We start from the raw sequence: 471 nt of genomic DNA on the forward strand, positions 1-471 counted from the left end.
ATTTCCACGACATCGACCCCATCGCCCTTTCGCTGGGGCCGATCAAGGTGCACTGGTACGGCATCATGTACCTGCTCGGCTTCACCGCAGCGTGGCTGCTGGGCCGCACGCGCATTGCCGCGGGGCGCCTGCCGGGCGTCGATGCCAACGGCTTCTCCGACCTGCTGTTCTACGCCATGCTCGGCGTGGTGCTGGGCGGGCGCATCGGCTACATGCTGTTCTACGCGCTGGGCGATTTCCTGCACAACCCGCTGCTGCTGTTCAAGGTGTGGGACGGCGGCATGAGCTTCCACGGTGGCCTGCTGGGCGTGCTGGGCGCCTGCTGGTGGTGGTCGCGCAAGCACAAGCTGCATTTCTTCGACACCATGGATTTCATGGCGCCGCTGGTGCCACTGGGCCTGGGCTTCGGGCGCATCGGCAACTTCATCGGCGCCGAGCTGTGGGGCAAGTACACCGACGGGACCTGGGGCG

General features: G+C 66.2%; 1 protein-coding gene. It reads left to right on the forward strand.

Going from position 1 to position 471, the window contains the following annotated elements; genetic code table 11:
- A partial coding sequence (gene lgt, locus D7X55_RS46160; protein ID WP_121725742.1) for a prolipoprotein diacylglyceryl transferase occupies positions 1 to 471 on the forward strand: 471 nt, incomplete at both ends.

Origin of the sequence: Corallococcus sp. AB049A (assembly GCF_003668885.1) — a bacterium.
GTDB classification, from domain to species: domain Bacteria; phylum Myxococcota; class Myxococcia; order Myxococcales; family Myxococcaceae; genus Corallococcus; species Corallococcus interemptor.